Source organism: Neptunicella plasticusilytica, from assembly GCF_047922965.1.
GTDB lineage: Bacteria > Pseudomonadota > Gammaproteobacteria > Enterobacterales > Alteromonadaceae > Neptunicella > Neptunicella plasticusilytica.
In genome coordinates, this window is sequence record NZ_CP150481.1 from 3,671,177 (window position 1) to 3,690,147 (window position 18,971).

Annotated in this window: 18 protein-coding genes; 8 read left to right on the forward strand and 10 right to left on the reverse strand. The window is 45.4% G+C overall.

What is annotated here, in order from left to right; translation table 11 throughout:
• Window positions 1–126 precede the first annotated feature (126 nt).
• The 3 genes from V1467_RS16470 to V1467_RS16480 all read right to left on the reverse strand — a co-directional run bounded on the left by V1467_RS16470 (window position 127) and on the right by V1467_RS16480 (window position 1,482).
• A complete protein-coding gene (locus V1467_RS16470; RefSeq protein WP_416306061.1) occupies window positions 127–681 on the reverse strand; it encodes a BON domain-containing protein in 555 nt (184 codons plus the stop codon).
• Window positions 682–1,063: 382 nt separating this feature from the next.
• Complete coding sequence (locus tag V1467_RS16475; protein WP_416308737.1) at window positions 1,064–1,258, reverse strand: hypothetical protein; 195 nt, start codon at window positions 1,256–1,258, stop codon at window positions 1,064–1,066.
• A 47-nt stretch (window positions 1,259–1,305) separates the two neighbouring features.
• Window positions 1,306–1,482 (reverse strand): DUF1328 family protein, encoded by a 177-nt coding sequence (locus V1467_RS16480; protein WP_416306062.1) that lies wholly within the window; start codon window positions 1,480–1,482, stop codon window positions 1,306–1,308.
• A 305-nt stretch (window positions 1,483–1,787) separates the two neighbouring features.
• Between V1467_RS16480 and V1467_RS16485 the strand changes: the two genes are divergently transcribed.
• The 3 genes from V1467_RS16485 to V1467_RS16495 all read left to right on the forward strand — a co-directional run bounded on the left by V1467_RS16485 (window position 1,788) and on the right by V1467_RS16495 (window position 5,121).
• Window positions 1,788–2,732 carry an SPFH domain-containing protein gene (locus V1467_RS16485; RefSeq protein ID WP_416306063.1) on the forward strand — a complete coding sequence of 315 codons (945 nt, stop codon included), beginning with the start codon at window positions 1,788–1,790 and terminating at the stop codon, window positions 2,730–2,732.
• A gap of 3 nt (window positions 2,733–2,735) precedes the next feature.
• A complete protein-coding gene (locus V1467_RS16490) occupies window positions 2,736–3,218 on the forward strand; it encodes an NfeD family protein (RefSeq protein WP_416306064.1) in 483 nt (160 codons plus the stop codon).
• A gap of 214 nt (window positions 3,219–3,432) precedes the next feature.
• Window positions 3,433–5,121 (forward strand): NAD-dependent malic enzyme, encoded by a 1,689-nt coding sequence (locus tag V1467_RS16495; RefSeq protein ID WP_416306065.1) that lies wholly within the window; start codon window positions 3,433–3,435, stop codon window positions 5,119–5,121.
• A gap of 7 nt (window positions 5,122–5,128) precedes the next feature.
• On the opposite strand, the gene V1467_RS16500 is transcribed toward V1467_RS16495, so the two are convergent.
• From V1467_RS16500 to V1467_RS16515, 4 genes are all read right to left on the reverse strand, one after another.
• Entirely contained in the window at window positions 5,129–7,555 is a 2,427-nt protein-coding gene (locus V1467_RS16500) for an efflux RND transporter permease subunit (protein WP_416306066.1), read from the reverse strand.
• Window positions 7,533–8,357, reverse strand: coding sequence for a VacJ family lipoprotein (locus tag V1467_RS16505; protein WP_416306067.1), 825 nt, complete (start codon window positions 8,355–8,357; stop codon window positions 7,533–7,535). The genes V1467_RS16500 and V1467_RS16505 overlap by 23 nt, the downstream gene beginning before the upstream one ends.
• A gap of 268 nt (window positions 8,358–8,625) precedes the next feature.
• A complete protein-coding gene (gene recA / locus V1467_RS16510; protein ID WP_416306068.1) occupies window positions 8,626–9,660 on the reverse strand; it encodes a recombinase RecA in 1,035 nt (344 codons plus the stop codon).
• Between the two features lie 157 nt (window positions 9,661–9,817).
• On the reverse strand, window positions 9,818–10,315 hold the full coding sequence (locus tag V1467_RS16515; RefSeq protein WP_416306069.1) for a CinA family protein: 498 nt from the start codon (window positions 10,313–10,315) through the stop codon (window positions 9,818–9,820).
• A gap of 205 nt (window positions 10,316–10,520) precedes the next feature.
• On the opposite strand from V1467_RS16515, the gene mutS reads away from it, so the two are divergent.
• The 3 genes from mutS to V1467_RS16530 all read left to right on the forward strand — a co-directional run bounded on the left by mutS (window position 10,521) and on the right by V1467_RS16530 (window position 14,180).
• The gene (gene mutS, locus V1467_RS16520) at window positions 10,521–13,094 is read left to right on the forward strand and encodes a DNA mismatch repair protein MutS (RefSeq protein ID WP_416308720.1); all 2,574 of its coding nucleotides are present in this window, start codon (window positions 10,521–10,523) and stop codon (window positions 13,092–13,094) included.
• A gap of 3 nt (window positions 13,095–13,097) precedes the next feature.
• Window positions 13,098–13,523, forward strand: a complete 426-nt coding sequence (locus V1467_RS16525) for an FKBP-type peptidyl-prolyl cis-trans isomerase (RefSeq protein ID WP_416306070.1) — start codon at window positions 13,098–13,100, stop codon at window positions 13,521–13,523.
• Window positions 13,524–13,709: 186 nt separating this feature from the next.
• Window positions 13,710–14,180, forward strand: a complete 471-nt coding sequence (locus tag V1467_RS16530) for a Dps family protein (RefSeq protein WP_416306071.1) — start codon at window positions 13,710–13,712, stop codon at window positions 14,178–14,180.
• A gap of 71 nt (window positions 14,181–14,251) precedes the next feature.
• Here the strand turns inward: V1467_RS16530 and V1467_RS16535 are convergent, their stop codons facing one another.
• The 3 genes from V1467_RS16535 to V1467_RS16545 all read right to left on the reverse strand — a co-directional run bounded on the left by V1467_RS16535 (window position 14,252) and on the right by V1467_RS16545 (window position 15,669).
• Window positions 14,252–14,602, reverse strand: a complete 351-nt coding sequence (locus tag V1467_RS16535) for a DMT family protein (RefSeq protein WP_416306072.1) — start codon at window positions 14,600–14,602, stop codon at window positions 14,252–14,254.
• Window positions 14,603–14,854: 252 nt separating this feature from the next.
• A complete protein-coding gene (locus V1467_RS16540; RefSeq protein ID WP_416306073.1) occupies window positions 14,855–15,067 on the reverse strand; it encodes a helix-turn-helix domain-containing protein in 213 nt (70 codons plus the stop codon).
• An 11-nt stretch (window positions 15,068–15,078) separates the two neighbouring features.
• Window positions 15,079–15,669 carry a hypothetical protein gene (locus V1467_RS16545; protein ID WP_416306074.1) on the reverse strand — a complete coding sequence of 197 codons (591 nt, stop codon included), beginning with the start codon at window positions 15,667–15,669 and terminating at the stop codon, window positions 15,079–15,081.
• 299 nt (window positions 15,670–15,968) lie between these two features.
• On the opposite strand from V1467_RS16545, the gene V1467_RS16550 reads away from it, so the two are divergent.
• Window positions 15,969–17,600, forward strand: coding sequence for a CTP synthase (locus tag V1467_RS16550; RefSeq protein ID WP_416306075.1), 1,632 nt, complete (start codon window positions 15,969–15,971; stop codon window positions 17,598–17,600).
• Between the two features lie 58 nt (window positions 17,601–17,658).
• Window positions 17,659–18,951 carry a phosphopyruvate hydratase gene (gene eno / locus V1467_RS16555; protein ID WP_416306076.1) on the forward strand — a complete coding sequence of 431 codons (1,293 nt, stop codon included), beginning with the start codon at window positions 17,659–17,661 and terminating at the stop codon, window positions 18,949–18,951.
• Window positions 18,952–18,971 lie beyond the last annotated feature (20 nt).

Genomic DNA, 18,971 nt, shown 5'->3' on the forward strand with positions numbered 1-18,971 from the left:
TGGCATATGCCAATTCTATTAAAAATATTAAAAAATCCGTTATCAGAATCTGATAACGGATTTTTTAGCTAAATGGTCATTGTCATCATTTATTGATGAACCTGTCCCATTTATGGATACCAGTTGTTAGCTAGTCACTTTCAATTCATTGTTCACTTTTTTGACATCATTGGTGTTTTTGGCAATGGCGCCAGCCAAATCTCGCTCGGCGTCAGAGGCGACTTCACCTGTCAAGGTTACAACACCATTTTCAGCTTCCACTTCGATATCCAGTCCACTGACTTCTGATTCAAACAACAAACGGGTTTTAACCACAGTTTCGACTTTAGAGTCCTTTAGACCCGTCATCATTTCACCGTCTTTATCCTGTTGCATGTCGTCTTCGACAACCGTCAGATTGTTTTCTACTTCACTGACGCCATCAAGCGAGGCAACAAGTTCTGAAGCCAATGCTTTATCAACTTCACTTTCGACCGAACCGGTCAGGGTTACCACACCATTTTTAACATCGGTGTCGATATCAAATGAATTAAGATTACCGTTTAACAGCAATGTGGTCTCGGCTTTACCGTCCAACCAGGCGTCCTTGGCAGAATCTTTCCATTCATTGTTTGCACTTGCTGACAACGTGACGGTACCAAGTGTTACTGCAACTAATATTGAAGTTAATGAACGTTTCATAATGCTCTCCTTAGTAAAAGTTCATATTTACTAAAGCGAATTCAATGCCAACTTTTTAACACATTGAAATATATGAAAAAATTAAATTAATAATACTGTTATTGAGGAATAATATAGAAAAAAGTACCTAATAAATGTAATTAGTTCATATTCAGTGTAGGCAAATCAGTACAGTAGGATAAAGGATAGCGTCGAGTCCGACAGCGCGTTGCAACAAAATAAAGCAACCCCACCAACTCATTGATGTGTTTATATTTTTATTTATAAAATGGCTCAACGCCTTTTATAGCGTATCTTTGGTTGGGCAGTAGAGTAACTAAATTACAGACACAAAAAAGGGGGTTTCCCCCCTTTTATCTGATAGTGTATAAAACTGTCTCTATTAACAGTCTTTGTCTTTAGCGTCGACGCTTTCTTTCACATCTTCACAGGCATCTTCTACTGCATTACCTGCATCTGTTACTGCCTCGTCAACTTTTTCTCCAGCATTTTCAGCTTCACCGTCACCACAAGCGGTAACCATTGCAAAAGACGCTACCATGACTGCTACAGCCAATAATTTTTTCAAAAAGTTCATCTTATTTCTCCTTGCGTTTTAATTAATAATATCTGCTTTCAACTTGCCTACAGCTTGGGGGATCTGCCACGCAACGCGTTAGCGATTAATGACAACAGCAACAATACGACAAAAACAACAAATATAATTTTTGCAATACCTGCCGCGGCTCCTGCAATCCCGGTAAAGCCCAGTACTGCGGCGATAAGTGCGATGATTAAAAAAGTAAGTGCCCAACCTAACATAACAATCTCCTTTCGTGTTTAGACTAGAGTGTCACTTAGGGTAAAGCTGGAATCGTGCCAACTTTAAATTAAAATGTATCCATATGATTTATATGAACTTTTTTAACTCACTTTGTTTTTACTCAATATCCTTTACGCAATAGTGATGCAATTTTTACACAGTAAACGAGTATAAGTTGCAGATAACTATGAGCTATTTGTGACTCCGCGCATCGAACAAGAATTGACAACAAGAGTAGATTCACTATAGAAATAGTTTTTGATTTTTTACAAGGAAGGCTGAGGTTCAGCCAATAGGACGCATTATGTCAATTGAACAACTTACCAGTATCGTTTTCAGTTACCAGATGGCCATTATTATTCTGGCCATCGTATTATTGAAATCCTCAGTCAAATTTGTTCCGCAAAATCGCGCATTTGTCATTGAACGTTTCGGTAAATTTAACCGCACACTGGAAGCAGGGCTGAATTTTATCGTACCTTTTATTGACAACGTAGCCTATGACCGTTCCCTCAAGGAGCAGGCTATTGATGTGCCCAGTCAGGGGGCCATCACCAAGGATAATATCTCGCTGACTGTCGATGGCGTGCTCTATTTAAAGGTACTGGATCCCTATAAAGCGTCCTACGGAGTGGATGAATACAGTTTCGCTGTGACTCAACTGGCGCAAACCACTATGCGCAGTGAAATAGGTAAAATGGAGCTGGATAAAACCTTTGAAGAACGAGATAGCCTGAACGTTAACATTGTCAACGCAATAAACGAAGCTGCCCTGCCCTGGGGTGTTCAAGTCCTGCGTTATGAAATTAAAGATATCGTACCGCCCCATTCGGTCATGGAAGCGATGGAGCGCCAAATGAAAGCCGAGCGGGAAAAACGCGCGCAAATACTCGAATCCGAAGGTGACCGCCAGGCGGCCGTCAACGTTGCAGAAGGACAGAAGCAAGCCATAGTATTAGCAGCCCAGGCAGATAAAGAACAACAAATCCTCAAAGCCGAAGGGGAAGCCACTGCAATTTTACGCGTAGCAGAAGCTCGCGCAGAAGCGCTGGAAAAAGTCGGTAACGTGGCCAAAACAGAAGAAGGTCAAAAAGCCATTCAACTGGACCTGGCTACCCTGGCTATTGAAGCTAAACAGGCGATTGCGAAGGAATCCTCTGTTGTATTGCTACCCGATTCAGCCACTGACGTGTCTTCGGTCGTTGCCCAGGCCACCACTATTATCAACGCACTCAATAATAAAGGCTAAGTCATGGATTTGTTCACCACAAACATGCCGGAAGCCTTGATTGCCCTAGGCATATTGGCTATTGCCATAGAAGCGGGAATACTGGGATTCGCGACGCTATTTCTACTTTTTGTTGGATTGGGTACGTTATTCACCGGCATTGCAATGAGGATTGGGTTACTCGATGCCAGCTGGACAACCGCGCTGGTGAGTGTAGGTCTCAGTTCGGTCATTTTAGCAATTGTCGCCTGGCAACCGATGAGGCGCTTGCAGGAAAAAGTCCACCCTCAGCGACAAACCTCCGATTTCGTGGGCCTGAGCTTTAATTTAACCAGCGAATTATCCGCTGATCAGCTGTCTTCTTACCGTTATTCGGGCATCCTATGGACAGTCAAACCCGGCGCCAAGCTACCACAGCCCCTTCCTAAGGGAACAAAAGTCGTGGTCACCGCCGTAGAGGTAGGCGGTCTATATGTTGTAGCAGAGAACAGCTCAACTGACGGGTAAGCTGGTTCGCTTAGAGCTAGAAAGGGAGCAGAAATGGCTATCGTCACCTGCCGTGAGTCAGCTAACTGCTCCGATCTCATTCTAAATGCCTTAAATTTACACAATACATCATAGGTTAGTGCTGTGTTGTATGGATGAAACTGGCAGAATACTCCTAACAAGATAAATAACATTCTGTGCCCTACAGCACGAGCCTATCATTTCGGAAACCACAATGACAAAAAGTACCACCAAACGTCCCTTGTATATTCATCACTCAGGTCCCGCACTGCTGGAAACACCGTTACTCAATAAAGGAGCCGCCTTCAGCAAGCAGGAACGAGCGGCGTTTAATCTGGCCGGTCTTATTCCCCCCCGCTATGAAAACATTGAAGAGCAGGTTGAGCGGGCCTATATGCAGTATTCCAGTTTCCGTGCCCCTATCAATAAGCACATTTATCTGCGTAATATTCAGGACAATAATGAGACCTTATTCCATCGTCTTATCCAGGAAAACCTGGAAGAAATGATGCCGATCATTTATACGCCCACTGTGGGTGATGCTTGTGAGCAATTTTCCGATATCTATCGCAGTAATCGTGGCTTATTTATCTCCTGGTCCGAGCGCGATCAAATTGACGATATTCTGCATAACGCCACTAAACAGAAGGTCAAAGTCATAGTTGTTACTGATGGCGAGCGCATATTGGGTCTGGGAGATCAGGGCATTGGCGGGATGGGTATCCCGATTGGCAAACTGTCACTCTACACTGCCTGTGGAGGAATAAGCCCGGCTTACACTATGCCAATAATGCTGGACGTGGGGACCAACAACGAAAAACTGTTGAACGACCCCATGTATATGGGCGCCCGACACAAACGTATCGGTCAGCAGGATTACGATGAATTTATCGAGTTATTCATTAACGCCGTTAAACGTCGCTGGCCCCATGCCATGCTTCAGTTTGAAGATTTCGCCCAACCCAATGCCATGCCTATCCTGGAAAAATACAAAGAACGGATTTGCTGTTTCAACGACGATATTCAGGGCACTGCGTCTGTTACCGTTGGTACTTTGCTGGCCGCCTGTCGGCATAAAAAACAGAAATTGTCGGAACAAAATGTTGTATTTGTTGGCGCAGGTTCCGCTGGCTGCGGTATTGCTGAGCAGATTATTTGCCAGATGGTGGCAGAAGGCATTTCCGAACAACAAGCCCGTCAGCAATTGTTTATGGTGGATCGTTATGGTTTGCTAAGTGACGAAATGAGCGGTTTGCGTGATTTCCAGCAAAAACTGGCTCAACCGCAAGCTAAGCTGGCCAGCTGGAAGTGTGAAAATCAATACCCGAGTCTGCTGGAGGTAATGCACAACGCCCAGCCTGGTATTCTTATCGGAGTGTCCGGGCAACCTGGTTTGTTCACTGAAGAAGTCATCAAAGCCATGCACCAACGCTGTGCCCAGCCCATTATCATGCCGTTAAGTAATCCTATCCGGCAGATCGAGGCACATCCGGAAGATGTGATTAACTGGACAGAAGGCCAAGCTATTGTCGCCACCGGCAGTCCATTTAAACCGGTAGAATACAAAGGTAACAGCTATCCCATTGCACAATGCAATAATGCCTATATTTTTCCGGGTATCGGTTTGGGTGTGGTCGCCGGCAATATTAATTTAATCACCAACGAGATGTTGATGGCCGCCAGTGAAACCCTGGCCGAATCTTCCCCGGTAGAGTCGAACGGAGAGTTGTTACCTGCTCTGACCGAGGTCGCAGCATTAAGCAAAAAAATTGCCTTTGCAATTAATAAAGTGGCTCAGCAACAAGGTCTGGCATTGGAAATCAGCGACGAAATATTGCAAGAAAAAATCGACGCTAATTTTTGGAAACCCGCTTACCGTGAATATAAGCGGGTTAGCTGGTAATACTCTGTTAAGCATCGCTGTGGGTGTGCTTACGCGCACCCACAAATTTATTCAACATTGCCGGTAACAAGGTCAAGTCCGTTAGCAAGGCAATTAGCATCGCCAATCCGGTCAGCAGCCCAAACATGACACTGGGAATAAAATCCGAGAAACCCAACATGCCGAATCCCGCGGTAATGATCACTGAGGTAAATAACATCGCAAACCCCACACTGTGGTAGGTCGCTTTGATTGCTTCATCCTTCGATTGCTGCTCAACACTTTGCAAATAGTGGTGAACGAAATGGATGGTATCATCCACCGCGATCCCCATGGCGATGGCAGCAATGGTGATGGTCATTAAATCCAGCGAGATCCCGAACCAGCCCATTAAACCCAGTATCACCATAGTAGAGATAATATTAGGTACAATGGCAATCAGTGCTACTTTAAGCGAGCGGAAAATAATCAGTAACACCAGTGCCAATACGCCATAGACTATGCCCAAAGTGCTAATTTGCGACTCAAATAAACGCTGCAGGATGTCCTGATAAAGAATGAATAAATTGGTTAACTGATAGCTACCCGGTGCAATCCCGAGCCCTTCAATATCGCTACGTAGTCGTTGTAAAAATTCTGCACGATTAAATCCTTCGGTACTGTCCTTGATACGAGTACTAATTCGAACCTGCTGATGCTCAGGCGAAAAATAGGCACCTAACAATTGTTCGGATAATTCTTTGTCGAGTAGATGATAAACTGCGGTCAGTTCATATTCGGTTAATGGTTTACCGTCGTTCAGCTGTTTAGCTAACTGGGTAAAATTAACTATCGACATTTCCTTGCCAATCACCGGATACTGATCCATCACGTGCTGAATTTTTTGCAAGGTTTGGACATTTTCTGCCGTCATGACTAAATCGGGGTTATCGGCGGGCTGAATGTCGTAAACAAAATCCAGCGGGGTTGAACCACCAAATTGCTGATCGATAAACTCCAGTTCTTTCCTGACTTTGGTCGAATCACTAAAATAGTGAATAAAACTGTTTTCTACATCCAGTTTAATCGCTCCCAGCACGCTACCAACCAGCAATCCGCTCCCCAGCACGAAGACTAGCGCTTTGTGACTGAGCACAAATCCGGCCAACGCTGTCATCCCTTTGGATACATGCTCGCTTCTGGCTTTGACTTTTTTCAGAGGCATTAAATTAAGCAAGGCAGGGAAAAGCAGAAGACTTACCAGAGTCGATACCAGCATTGCCACTATCATCATCCAGCCAAACGCGATGACCGGCTGGATATTGCTGAATATCAGCGACGCAAAGCCCACCGAGGTCGTTAAGCCAGCATAAAAACAGGGGGCAATCTTTTTGTGAATGGTTTCTGCCACCAGTTGATGATGAGAATAGTCGCGATGTTTCTCTGCCAGTTGTCGGAACTGGACAATTAAATGGATCACTATTGCCAGGGTTAAAATAAGCTGCAAGGCAATAAAATTGGATGAGATGACTGTGGTTCGCATGTCCAGCATGCCGAACAGCCCCATGGTTATCACCACACTGACGGCACAACATACTACCGGCAGCACTACCCAGCGCCATTGGCGAAACAACAACAGCAACATAATACATATTACAATGGCGATCGCGCTGCCAAATACCAGCAGATCATTCTTGATAATTTTAATCAGTTGATAGGCAAGCACCTGTCCGCCGCCCAGGTAGATATTCGCCCGTTGCCGCACTTTGTCAGTGATCTCGTATATCTGATCAATTTCTTTCTGCCGCACGTTCTGCAAGCGGGTTTTGATAGGGTCAGCCTGCTGAGTTAACTTCTCGATCTTATCCTGGTCTTGCTCGGTAAACTCATCGGTTAAATGTTTTTTTTGCAGCTCAGTAATCTGGTTTTCGATTTTTTGCAATTCAGGATCTGGCTTGAACAGGATTTGAATCGCCGTGGCACTTTGCTGCTGATTAACCAACAAATCGGTATATATCGGGTGATCGGTAAAAACCTGCTTCATTTGTTCTGGGCTATAGTGCTTGTTCTGCCAACTCCATTCACTGGCATTGACACTGGGATCAAAACCTTCCTGCATAGAAATGAGCGGCACATTCAATATTGAAGTGGTCTCGTCGACGCGATCGATCTGTTTAAATTCCTCACTAAGTTGACTGATATCATCAAATGTCTGTTGACTAAACAGATCACCCTGTTTGGGTTGGTAAGCCACCAGAATAAATTCCTGAGGCGCAAAACGACTGTCCATTATCTGGGTCTGGATATATAGCTGATTATTTTTTGTCAATAAGGTTTCTGCTGACGCGTCGACGCGAAAGTTTTGGCTATACCAGGCCGCTATCGCTATTAATACAACGAAACAGGCAACAATTATTTTTGAATGCTTGGTAACCAGTCTGGCCCAGATGCCGTTATTCGTCTTTGTATTGCTCATCTCTTAACAACCCTTCCAGATATAGGTTTCGGAAAAATATATACTTGTCTTGACTCTCCGCTGCCATTTTCTCGTAAGTTTCAGCTTGAGGAGCGAAATCATGAAATCCTCCATAGCTTTGTATATACAGCGTTTGCGGATCGTCTGTCACCTGATGGATAGGATTCGCCATGCTTTCGACAATGGTTGAAAAACCATTACGGGTATCAGACTGCCCTAGTAAGGGCAATACCAGATAGGCACCATAATCGACTCCGTAGCTATGCAACGTATCACCCAGTGTGGATTTGTGCTCTTTAATGCCGAACCAGGCATCAGCCGGATCGAAAAAACCTAATATTCCTACCGTACTATTAATCACAAAGCGGGCCAGGCTCTTGCCCATATTACTGCCATTAGCCTGCATAAGATGATTTACCGCATTTAATGGCTCACGGATATTGGCAAAAAAATTGGAAACAGACTGTTGTGCCGGTTCAGGCATCACCTTTAAATAGCCCTTAGCGGCAGGAATCAGGGCATAGCGATAAACGACGTCATTGAAAGCAAAAATAGGTCTATTGATTGATTCAAGCGGATCTTCAAATGTTTGGGGTTCATAGCCCACCACAGTGGGTTCGAGCACATCGGTTCCATGTGAACTGGTAACTTCCATTTGGCTAGCGGCGGGTTGGTCCTGCTGACCAATCACTTCTTGTGGTTCGGAATCGGGTTGACTGGCGCAACCTGATATGAATAACAACAACGTCAGAATAAAATACTTTATCCATAACCGTTCAGGATAATCGCCATGTTTTCCCATAATATTCCTTGTAGTTAGTCGCCCTTACCCATAGATAAAACAGAGCTCAGATTGAGTCTTATGTTTTATCTTCACTACTAAAAAGTGAAGATAAAACATAAATAGACCCTAGCACATAATCAATGCTGGTTAATCAATTTCCCTTACATAGCTAAATAATTTTTGTTCTAAAAACCCATCCAGCAAATCGACTATTTCTGCAAATTAATCTCCAATCCAATAAAAAAGGAGCCAAGCGGCTCCTTCTTATACTTTGCTAAGGTCTTAATTACAGCACATCTGCCGAAACCGGCTCTTCATCAGCGGCAACGGTTTTAGATAACAATAATTTCTCCCTTAATTTCTTTTCAATATCCTGAGCCATCGCCACATTGTCTTGCAAATATTTCACTGAGTTGGCCTTACCTTGACCGATCCGTTCACCATTGCAGCTATACCAGGCCCCGGCTTTTTCAACAAACTTATGTTCGACGCCCAAATCGATCAGTTCGGCTTCTTTGCAAATACCGGCACCATACATAATCTGGAATTCAGCCTGCTTAAACGGCGGCGCGACTTTATTTTTGACAACCTTGACCCGGGTTTCATTGCCTACCACTTCATCGCCTTCTTTTACTGCTCCAATGCGACGAATATCCAGACGAACAGAGGCATAGAATTTAAGCGCATTACCGCCAGTAGTGGTTTCCGGTGAGCCGAACATAACACCAATTTTCATGCGGATCTGGTTAATAAATATCACCAAAGTATTCGAGCGTTTAATATTACCGGTTAACTTACGTAACGCCTGTGACATCAGGCGGGCTTGCAGACCAACATGGGAGTCCCCCATATCACCTTCTATTTCTGCTTTGGGTGTTAAGGCGGCAACCGAGTCAACAATCACCACATCAACTGCGCTGGAACGCACCAGCATGTCACAAATTTCCAGCGCCTGTTCACCGGTATCGGGCTGAGAAACTAATAAATCATCAACATTTACCCCCAGCTTACCCGCATAGACAGGATCCAGCGCATGCTCGGCATCGATAAAAGCACAAGTTTTGCCTTTTTTCTGAGCTTCGGCGATAACTTGTAATGTCAGTGTTGTTTTACCAGAAGACTCCGGACCATATATTTCAACCACACGGCCGCAAGGTAAGCCGCCAATACCTAAGGCAATATCAATACTCAAGGAGCCGGTCGAGATAGATTCGATGTCCAGTGCCTGGCTGTCTCCCAGACGCATTATAGTGCCTTTACCAAATTGTTTTTCGATTTGCCCTAACGCGGCAGACAGGGCTCTTGATTTGTTCTCGTCCATTTATCGCTCCTCAATATTGAGCTTTTATACAGTAGTTAAACAGAAGTATACTGTACAACCATACAGTTACAAGTTTTAATTTAAAATATTTTTGCAGTGCCTGATTCTATTGGCCTGCAATTCAAATGACAATGCAGTTTTACTCTTTCCACTTTACTCAGCGGATACTATGCAGCATTTTTATACAGTAGTTTAACGCGTGATTGATAGCCTGCTCACGAACATAATGTCTATTCCCCTGAAAATACTGCACATCACTCATGGTTTTTGCCTGTATAGACAATCCAAACCACACGGTACCGACAGGCTTTTCATCGCTGCCGCCATCAGGACCGGCAATACCAGTGATTGCAATAGCCAAGTCGGCATTGGCACTGATCTTGGCACCTTTGGCCATCTGCTCGGCAACTTGATGCGATACCGCGCCATACTTGTCCAGGGTCTTTGCCTTAACATTGAGCAGATCTATTTTAGCTTGATTAGAATAAGTTAAAAAACCTCGCTGGAACCATTGTGAACTTCCGGCAATACTGGTGATAGCGTATCCCACCCCACCACCGGTGCAGGATTCGGCACAGGTCATTGTCCAATCGGTCGCCACCAGCAGTTTGCCCAATTGCTCAGCCAGTACATTGCTTAATTCGGGTAATATCATTTTTGTTCCTTCAAAATAATCTGTAGGTAATGATAGCTTGATCGTGGCGTTATCAAGCAGTTTTTTAGTCTCAATAATTTAACTTGATCGACCATAAAAATGCACAGCGGTTCAATTGCTCTTGATAGTACAGATTTGTTACCCTGTTATGCTGATAAGCCGTTCATCCCGACCTTTGCCGTCGATAAAACCTAACCATAAAGAAATGACAATGAGCTCAGCACAACCCCAGGCCCAACACACTCCCATGATGCAACAATATTTGCGGATCAAGGCCGAACATCCTGACATTCTGCTGTTTTACCGGATGGGGGATTTCTACGAATTATTTTTTGATGATGCCAAACGGGCTGCCGAACTGCTGGATATTTCGTTAACCGCCCGCGGCAAAAGTGGCGGTAATGCGATTCCTATGGCAGGCGTTCCCTACCATGCGGTTGACAATTATCTGGCCAAACTGGTCAAACTGGGGCAATCCGTCGCCATTTGCGAACAAATTGGCGATCCGGCCACCAGCAAGGGTCCGGTTGAGCGCAAAGTGATGCGGATTGTAACGCCTGGCACTATCACTGAAGAATCCTTGCTGGATGATAAACAGGATAATGTCCTGGCCGCTGTGGTTAGCCATAAAGGTATGTTTGGTTATGCAACGCTAGATCTCAGCAGTGGCCGGTTTGCCATCAATGAGCCGCAGGATAGCGATGCCTTACTGGCCGAAATCCAGCGTACCCAACCAGCCGAACTACTCTATCCGGACAATTTCGAACAGCATCACTTGATTGAACAACGGCGTGGATTACGCCGTCGTCCCGAATGGGAATTCGAACAAGAGACCGCCATCCAGCAATTGAATCAGCAATTCGGTACCCTTGAATTAAGCGGGTTTGGGGTCGAAAAAGCCTTGTTGGGACTACGTGCCGCGGGTTGTATTATGCAGTATGTAAAAGATACCCAACGTTCGGCTCTACCACATATTCGCACTATCCAGTTGGAAAACCTGTCCGACACGGTATTAATGGATGCAGCCACCCGTCGTAACCTGGAACTAACTCGTAATTTGTCCGGTGGCACTGACAATACCCTGATTGCGGTGCTGGACAAAACCAGTACCGCGATGGGAAGTCGCCTGTTGCAACGTTGGTTGCACCGCCCCTTGACTGACACCGGCATATTGCAACAGCGACAACAATCCATTACCACTTTACTGGCAACTGATTTTAGCGAGCTGCAGCAGTATCTGAAAAAAATTGGCGATATCGAACGCGTGCTGGGCAGGTTGGCGTTGCGCTCCGCACGGCCACGAGATTTTGCCAGACTAAGACAGGCCTTTGGTCAACTCAGCGCTGTTCAAAGCTTCGTTGCCAGTGTGGAAAGTCCGCAACTGACCAAACTGGCTGGCGAAATCAGTGAATTTCCTGAATTTCTATCCCTGCTGGAAAACGCCATTATCGAAACACCCCCGGTATTAATCCGCGATGGCGGCGTGATTGCCGAAGGCTATAACCGCGAACTGGACGAACTGCGCAACTTGGCCAAGGGTGCGACAGACTATGTCGAACAACTGGAAGAGCGCGAAAAACAACGCACTGGTATCCCGACACTCAAAGTCGGCTTTAACAAAGTGCATGGCTTTTTTATCGATATTAGCCGCAGTTATTCTGATCAGGTGCCAGCCGATTACATTCGTCGCCAAACCTTAAAAAACAATGAACGCTATATTATCCCCGAGTTAAAAGAGCACGAAGATAAGGTACTCACCAGCCAGAGTCGCGCACTGGCACTGGAAAAGCAGCTATATGAACAATTGTTTGACAGCTTGTTACCTAAACTGACCGAGCTGTTTATCAGCGCCAATGCGCTGGCAGAACTGGATGTATTGACCAACTTGGCTGAACGGGCAGAAAGTTTGCAATATCACTGCCCGCAATTTAGCGCACAGACCGGTATACATTACGATCGTGGTCGTCATCCTGTGGTCGAGCAGGTGATGGAACAGCCTTTTATCGCCAACCCGCTGGCAATGGACAAGCACAGGCGTATGCTGATTATTACCGGCCCCAATATGGGCGGTAAATCCACCTATATGCGCCAGACGGCGCTGATTGTACTGATGGCACATATCGGCAGCTATATTCCCGCAGAAAATGCCGAAATTGGCCCGGTCGATCGTATTTTCACCCGCATAGGCGCGTCTGATGATTTGGCCTCCGGCCGCTCGACTTTTATGGTGGAGATGACCGAAACGGCCAATATCCTCAACAATGCAACCGCCAACAGCCTGGTGTTAATGGACGAAATTGGCCGGGGGACCAGCACTTATGACGGCCTGTCCCTGGCCTGGGCCTGTGCCGAATATCTGGCGCAAAAAATTAATGCCTATACCCTGTTTGCCACTCACTATTTTGAACTGACCCAGCTAGCCGAACAGTTACCCGAACTGGCCAATGTGCATCTGGATGCGGTGGAATACGACGACAATATCAGCTTTATGCACGCCGTTCAGGAAGGCGCAGCTAATCGCAGTTTTGGCTTGCAGGTAGCCCAGTTGGCCGGTGTACCTCGGCAGGTCATTGTGGCTGCCAAACATAAACTGGCCGAACTGGAAGCCGGTGATCCAATCTCTGTTATAGCAACGGAGCGAACCGAAACCCAGCTGGATTTTATCCAGATGAGCGATCCGGTTAGCGAAGCACTGACGCATATTGATCCCGATGAGCTTAGTCCCAAGCAGGCATTAGAAAAACTCTATGACTTAAAACGTCTATTGCAGAAACGGTAAATAATGGCAAAAAATAAAAAACTGAATAAAGGATCCGCCGGGCAAAACCGCAAAGCCAGCGAAGTCTTTATCGAAAAATATCTGCGTCAACCAGAGGTACAACAGACCCATACTGGCCTGATGTACCGCGTTATAGACCAAACTGAAGGCACCAAGCCGACCATGCAGGATACTGTGGTCGTCAATCAGCGTATTCTCAATGTGGATGGTAGCGTGATTGCCGATACCTATAAAACCGGCTTTGTCGATCGCTTCTCGTTGCAAGAAGCCATTCCCGGATTACAGGAGGGTCTGCAAATGATGCCCGTCGGCTCGCGCTATGAATTTGTGCTACCCGCCGACTTGGCCTGGGGCAAGAAAGGGGTGGGAAACAAAATTGGCCCTAATGCGGTGCTGATATTTGATATTCGCCTGCTTGAGTTGGAATAGCTGCCAAAGAGTTAAACTTTGATACCCGTTAACGCCATGTTGGGATGACAAGTTGGAAACCTGATCACTTGAATTCAATAAAAATGACCTCCATGTCATTGTTAAGACATTATAATTGACTACAGTAATTAACTATTACCGGTGCATATCCGGCCGGAACCGTTTTTAAACAACATGGAGAATTGTATGACTGACATTGATATTGGTATTAACGAATCAAACAGACTGAAAATTGCTGAGGGTTTAAAGCGGCTATTGGCAGATTCCTACACCCTGTACTTGCAAACTCATAATTTCCACTGGAATGTTACAGGTCCCCAGTTCCGCGAATTACATTTGATGTTTGAAGAGCATTATCAGGAACTGGCAGTTGCGGTAGATGATCTGGCCGAGCGGATCCGTACCCTGGATGTACCTGCGCCCGGTACCTATAAAGAATTCGCCAAACTCAGTTCAATTGATGAAGTTGAAGGCGTACCTGCCGCTGGCGAAATGGTCGATATTCTAACCCGTGGCCATGAAATGGTAGTCAAAACCTCTCGCGAAGTACTGAAACTGGCACAGGAAGGGGATGACGAATCCACCGCCGCGCTGGTATCAGACCGGATGCGGATTCATGAAAAAACCTCCTGGATGCTGCGCGCGACCAGAAAGTAGCCCTACATTTTTTAGCATTGAGAGGATTGTTGACTGTCAAGCTTCCGATAGTCAGCAATCTTATTTGTGTATCAGGCAAACTTGCTGCGAAAAGCAAAATAAACCGCTCCCACCAGGCATATCCCCGCCCACAAGTAATCCAGCTTTAACGGCTCTTTCAGATAAAAAACCGAAAAAGGCACAAAGATCATTAGCGTAATCACCTCCTGCATAATCTTTAACTGCCCTACATTAAACTCTGTATAACCGATACGGTTAGCCGGTACTTGCAGTAAGTATTCAAACAACGCAATGCCCCAACTCAACAATGCCGCAATAATCCAGGGTTTATTATTCAGCTCCTTTAAATGGGCATACCAGGCAAACGTCATAAAAATATTACTGCAAATAAGTAAAGAGACACTGATTAGGATGGGGTTCACAATTGCATACTCAGATAGATTTTTAATAGCAACAGAATAGTATTCCGCGCCCGTTAATATTGGAAATAATCCAACGGCGTAAAATAACATGTCCTGAATTTATCTTGATAAGGAAATGATTAAACAATTAAAGACAGTTTGTCTTTTATATTCGCCACTGATGGAGCATATTTTTTATCACAAGGCAGAAAATACACGAAGAGTGGTGCTGTTTAAGCGTTTTATAACGCAATGAAAAGAAAAAATACCCCTTTAAGGTATGTCAGGCCGGAATGCCAAAATATCACCCGGCTGACATTCCAGTATCGCACAGATTTTTTCCAGCGTTTCAAAACGAATAGCTCTGGCTCTTCCGGCTTTCAGCACCGACAAATTTTGCGGCGTGATACCTATTTTTTCCGCCAGTTCATTTGAACGCATTTTGCATTTAGCTAACTGAATATCCAGATTTACGATAATGGGCATACTGGTCAGGCCTAAATCGTCAGATCGTTATCGATACGTAACTGCGTAGCCAGTGACATCAGCCACACCGACAGCCAGATAAATATGACCATAAAAAATTGTGAAATAAGATTATCTATATGAGCGACTGGTATATCTCGCCAAGGAATAAACCAGACCTGTACAGCAAAGTTTATCATTGTATAAACTAGCAATCCCGTTTGCCAGCGTGCAGCCAGTTGCGACTGCCGCGCATTGTAAGGGCTAAAGACTTCCCCTTGTTGAAACCGTTTCATCATGTTGGAAAAATACTTCAGGCTAATTAGCACGCACAGCGCTATAAACAATAAGTGGCTGGATAACAAAACTTTGTCTTGAATACTCAACGACAATTGCTCAGCACCCCCAAGCTTTAACGGAATAGTTCTTACAACCAAGTCAGAAAGGGTTATCAACCCACTCTTGCTTCCATTCAGCCACAAACCAAGCAACGAAAAGGGATAATAAATCACCAACAAAAACGAAAAATACAAATCAGTAACTAAACCAATCAACTTGGCCGCTCTGGCCACATTATGTGTTGGCTGTTTTGACTGGTCCGGTTGCGTTAATCCAAGTTCCATCTTTCACCTCCATTGTCTATTTAAGATTAAACTCTAGAACAAAATTATCTTTTATCAATATTAAATTACCGTTTATCGATAATTTACAAGTTTTATCCAACGATATTAAACTCGGAATGATAGGATGAAAATCTGGCTAGTCCTTGATAAATCCTATGTACTGTTCTGCTCGCGGCGCATCATTTGCATGTACATTCCCGGCGCTTTGACTTATAATACTTTCCCGTCTTGATACACAAAGATCAGCTCGTTTTCTGGGCAGTTCTGAATTCTGTTAACACCTAAATCTTGGGTTTCGCATGACAAATTATATTTTCGTCACAGGCGGTGTCGTTTCATCTCTGGGTAAAGGTATTGCTGCTGCATCACTAGCCGCAATTCTCGAAGCAAGGGGACTTAAAGTTACCCTGCTAAAATTGGATCCGTATATTAACGTTGATCCCGGTACCATGAGTCCAATTCAGCACGGCGAGGTCTTTGTTACCGATGACGGCGCTGAAACCGATCTGGATTTAGGCCACTACGAGCGATTTATTCGCGTTCACATGTCCAAAAACAATAACTTCACTACCGGCCGGGTATATGAAGAGGTATTGCGTCGAGAGCGTCGTGGCGACTATTTGGGTGCCACTATTCAGGTTATTCCGCATATCACCAATGAAATTAAACGTCGTGTGGTCGAAGGTGCCGAAGGCGTCGATGTCGCCATTGTTGAAATTGGCGGTACAGTAGGTGATATCGAATCCCTGCCCTTTATCGAAGCGGGTCGTCAATTAGGTGCCGAACTGGGTCGCAAACGCGTCATGTTTATGCACCTGACGCTGGTTCCGTACCTGGCCGCCTCGGGTGAGGTAAAAACCAAACCAACTCAACACTCGGTAAAAGAGTTACGTTCAATTGGTATTCAACCGGATATCCTGGTGTGCCGCTCCGAAGTGGCTTTGCCATCTAACGAACGCTCTAAAATCGCCTTGTTTACCAACGTGGCCGACAAAGGTGTTATCTCTCTACGTGATGTAGAAAGCATTTACCGTATTCCGGCGGTGCTCAAAGCGCAGGGTATGGATGAACTGGTGGTAAAACGTTTCGGCATTGAATGCCCGGAAGCAGATTTATCTGAATGGGAACAGGTGCTTTATGCAGAGTCCAATCCCAACTTCGAAGTCACCATCGGTATGGTCGGTAAATATGTGGCCCTGCCTGATGCTTATAAATCCGTTAATGAGGCGTTAAAACACGCTGGTTTAAAAAACCGTGTGGCGGTCAATATCAAGTATATTGACTCGCAAGATCTGGAAAGCAAAGGTTCACAGCTACTCGAAGGGCTGGATGCCATTCTGGTACCTGGTGGATTTGGAGAACGTGGTATTGAAGGTAAGATCCTTGCAGCCCAATACGCCCGAGAAAAACAAGTACCCTACCTGGGCATCTGTTTGGGAATGCAAGTCGCACTTATCGAATACGCCCGTAATGTGGCAGGCATGGAAGGCGCCAATAGTACTGAATTTAACTCTCAGAGCCCTTATCCGGTGGTGGGATTGATTACCGAATGGCAAGATGCTGACGGCAGTACAGAAATACGTACCGATGAATCAGATTTAGGTGGCACTATGCGTTTAGGTAGCCAACTATGTCATCTGATCCCCGGTAGTAAAGTTCATCAATTATATGGCAGCGACACTATTCAGGAACGTCATCGCCACCGTTATGAAGTGAACAATAACTTGCGACCTGAAATCGAAAAAGCCGGTTTGAAAGTGACTGGATTATCCACCGATAAAAAGCTGGTTGAGATAATCGAATTAGAAGATCACCCCTGGTTTGTCGCAGCACAGTTTCACCCGGAATTTAACTCAACCCCGAGAGACGGCCATCCGCTGTTCGAAGGTTTTGTTAAAGCCGCCGGTGTTTATCATAAAGAACACGATTAATAATTCTGTTGCTTCGTCTACAGGCGAAGCAGTTAACAACTTTGTATGAGGGTACAACATGTCTAGCATCAGCAAAATTATCGCCCGTGAAGTCCTGGACTCACGCGGTAACCCCACCGTCGAAGCCGACGTTCATTTAGCCAGTGGTGCATGGGGACGCGCCTGTGCACCCAGCGGTGCCTCTACAGGTACACGTGAAGCGCTGGAACTGCGCGATGGCGACAAAAGCCGTTATTTGGGCAAAGGCGTATTGAAAGCCGTTGGTGCTATCAACAATGAAATCCAGCCTGCATTGATTGGCAAAGATGCCCGCGAACAGGCGGAAATCGACCAGATCATGATTGACCTGGATGGCACAGAAAATAAAGAAAACCTCGGCGCTAATGCCATTTTGGCTGTGTCGTTAGCAGTAGCCAAAGCCGCCGCCATGCACAAAAACGTACCGCTTTATCAACATATTGCCGAGCTGAATGGCACACCCGGCGAATACAGCATGCCGGTACCGATGATGAACATTATCAATGGTGGTGAGCACGCCGACAATAACGTGGATATTCAGGAATTTATGATCCAGCCTGTCGGGGCCAGCAGTTTTAGCGAAGCCCTGCGTATGGGTGCTGAAATTTTCCATTCACTTAAAAAAGTATTAGGTGCTAAAGGTTTAAGTACTGCCGTAGGTGATGAAGGCGGTTTTGCCCCTGATTTGGGTTCCAATGAAGAAGCCCTGAAGGTGATTATCGATGCAGTTGAAAAAGCCGGTTATGTGATGGATAAAGATATCACCCTGGCAATGGACTGTGCCGCATCCGAATTTTATGTCGATGGCAAATACGATCTCAAAGGCGAAGGCAAAGTGTTCGATTCCGAAGGCTTTGGTGACTTCCTGGCCGAGCTGACCAACAAGTACCCGATTATCTCGATTGAAGATGGTCTGGATGAAAGCGACTGGGACGGCTGGGAGAGTCTGACCAACAAAATCGGTAATAAAATTCAGCTAGTCGGTGACGATTTGTTTGTGACCAACACCAAAATTCTTAAACGCGGTATCGATAACGGTATCGGTAACTCCATTCTGATTAAATTCAACCAGATTGGGTCGTTAACCGAAACCTTGGCGGCAATTCGCATGGCAAAAGAAGCCGGCTTTACTGCGGTGATTTCACACCGCAGTGGTGAAACCGAAGATGCTACTATTGCCGACCTGGCAGTAGGGACCGCTGCAGGCCAGATCAAGACAGGTTCTTTGTGTCGTTCTGACCGAGTGGCCAAGTACAACCAGTTGCTGCGTATCGAGCAGGAATTAGGTGAACTGGCCGTTTATAAAGGCCGTAAAGAAATTAAAGGTCAATAATTCAATCAGGGGCCGCTATC

Excerpts from the sequence above, each read along its gene's own strand:
- V1467_RS16505 (WP_416306067.1), bottom strand. The coding sequence starts at position 8,357 with ATGGGAAAACATGGCGATTATCCTGAACGGTTATGGATAAAGTATTTT.
- V1467_RS16530 (WP_416306071.1), top strand. The coding sequence starts at position 13,710 with ATGACTGACATTGATATTGGTATTAACGAATCAAACAGACTGAAAATT.
- V1467_RS16550 (WP_416306075.1), top strand. The coding sequence starts at position 15,969 with ATGACAAATTATATTTTCGTCACAGGCGGTGTCGTTTCATCTCTGGGT.
- V1467_RS16485 (WP_416306063.1), top strand. The coding sequence starts at position 1,788 with ATGTCAATTGAACAACTTACCAGTATCGTTTTCAGTTACCAGATGGCC.
- eno (WP_416306076.1), top strand. The coding sequence starts at position 17,659 with ATGTCTAGCATCAGCAAAATTATCGCCCGTGAAGTCCTGGACTCACGC.
- V1467_RS16525 (WP_416306070.1), top strand. The coding sequence starts at position 13,098 with ATGGCAAAAAATAAAAAACTGAATAAAGGATCCGCCGGGCAAAACCGC.
- V1467_RS16515 (WP_416306069.1), bottom strand. The coding sequence starts at position 10,315 with ATGATATTACCCGAATTAAGCAATGTACTGGCTGAGCAATTGGGCAAA.
- V1467_RS16480 (WP_416306062.1), bottom strand. The coding sequence starts at position 1,482 with ATGTTAGGTTGGGCACTTACTTTTTTAATCATCGCACTTATCGCCGCA.
- V1467_RS16545 (WP_416306074.1), bottom strand. The coding sequence starts at position 15,669 with ATGGAACTTGGATTAACGCAACCGGACCAGTCAAAACAGCCAACACAT.
- V1467_RS16540 (WP_416306073.1), bottom strand. The coding sequence starts at position 15,067 with ATGCCCATTATCGTAAATCTGGATATTCAGTTAGCTAAATGCAAAATG.
- V1467_RS16475 (WP_416308737.1), bottom strand. The coding sequence starts at position 1,258 with ATGAACTTTTTGAAAAAATTATTGGCTGTAGCAGTCATGGTAGCGTCT.
- V1467_RS16500 (WP_416306066.1), bottom strand. The coding sequence starts at position 7,555 with ATGAGCAATACAAAGACGAATAACGGCATCTGGGCCAGACTGGTTACC.
- V1467_RS16495 (WP_416306065.1), top strand. The coding sequence starts at position 3,433 with ATGACAAAAAGTACCACCAAACGTCCCTTGTATATTCATCACTCAGGT.
- V1467_RS16470 (WP_416306061.1), bottom strand. The coding sequence starts at position 681 with ATGAAACGTTCATTAACTTCAATATTAGTTGCAGTAACACTTGGTACC.
- mutS (WP_416308720.1), top strand. The coding sequence starts at position 10,521 with ATGACAATGAGCTCAGCACAACCCCAGGCCCAACACACTCCCATGATG.
- V1467_RS16490 (WP_416306064.1), top strand. The coding sequence starts at position 2,736 with ATGGATTTGTTCACCACAAACATGCCGGAAGCCTTGATTGCCCTAGGC.
- recA (WP_416306068.1), bottom strand. The coding sequence starts at position 9,660 with ATGGACGAGAACAAATCAAGAGCCCTGTCTGCCGCGTTAGGGCAAATC.